Raw genomic sequence first — 1,180 nt, forward strand, 5'->3', positions numbered from 1 at the left:
TGGTTTACTCGATAATTTTCGACACGACGCCGGCGCCGACGGTGCGGCCGCCTTCGCGGATGGCGAAGCGCAGGCCGTCTTCCATGGCGATCGGCGCGATCAGTTCAACCGTGAACTTCAGGTTGTCGCCGGGCATCACCATTTCCGTGCCCTCGGGCAGGTTGACGGTGCCGGTCACATCCGTGGTCCGGAAGTAGAACTGCGGGCGGTAGTTCGCGAAGAACGGCGTGTGACGGCCACCTTCGTCTTTGGTCAGGATATACGCCTCGGCTTCGAACTTGGTGTGCGGGTTTACCGATTTCGGCTTGCACAGAACCTGGCCACGCTCAACGCCCTCACGGTCGATACCGCGCAGCAGAACGCCCACGTTATCGCCCGCTTCACCGCGATCCAGCAGCTTGCGGAACATTTCAACACCGGTACAGGTGGTTTTCTTGGTGTCGCGGATACCCACGATCTCAAGTTCGTCGCCAACGTTGACAACGCCACGCTCGATCCGGCCGGTCACAACCGTACCCCGACCCGAGATCGAGAACACGTCTTCGACCGGCATCAGGAAGGGCTGATCCACGGCGCGCGCCGGCGTCGGGATATATTCGTCCACGGCCGCCATCAGTGCACGGATCGAGTTCTCACCGATTTCAGGGTCACGGCCTTCCATCGCGGCCAGCGCCGAGCCGGGTATGACCGGGATGTCGTCGCCGGGGTAATCATACGAGCTCAGAAGCTCGCGGATTTCCATTTCAACCAGTTCCAGCAGCTCTTCGTCGTCAACCTGATCGACCTTGTTCATGTAGACAACCATGCAGGGAATGCCCACCTGGCGGCCCAGCAGAATGTGCTCGCGGGTCTGCGGCATCGGGCCGTCAGCCGCGTTCACAACCAGAATCGCGCCATCCATCTGCGCCGCACCGGTGATCATGTTCTTAACATAGTCAGCGTGGCCGGGGCAGTCGACGTGCGCGTAGTGACGGTTCTCGGTCTCATATTCAACATGCGCCGTCGAGATGGTGATCCCGCGGGCCTTCTCCTCGGGCGCGCCGTCAATCTGATCATACGCCTTGAAATCACCGAAATACTTCGTAATCGCAGCCGTCAGCGTCGTCTTGCCGTGGTCAACGTGACCAATCGTGCCAATGTTTACGTGCGGTTTCGAGCGGTCAAACTTTTCCTTAGCCAT

General features: G+C 59.9%; 1 protein-coding gene. It reads right to left on the reverse strand.

Features of this window, described 5'->3' with window-relative positions:
* Positions 1-4: 4 nt before the first annotated feature.
* Positions 5-1,180 (reverse strand): elongation factor Tu (gene tuf, locus PEL8287_RS19645; protein ID WP_085894138.1); only part of this gene is annotated, 1,176 nt, incomplete at its 5' end.

This window comes from Roseovarius litorisediminis (assembly GCF_900172295.1).
Classification (GTDB): Bacteria; Pseudomonadota; Alphaproteobacteria; order Rhodobacterales; family Rhodobacteraceae; genus Roseovarius; species Roseovarius litorisediminis.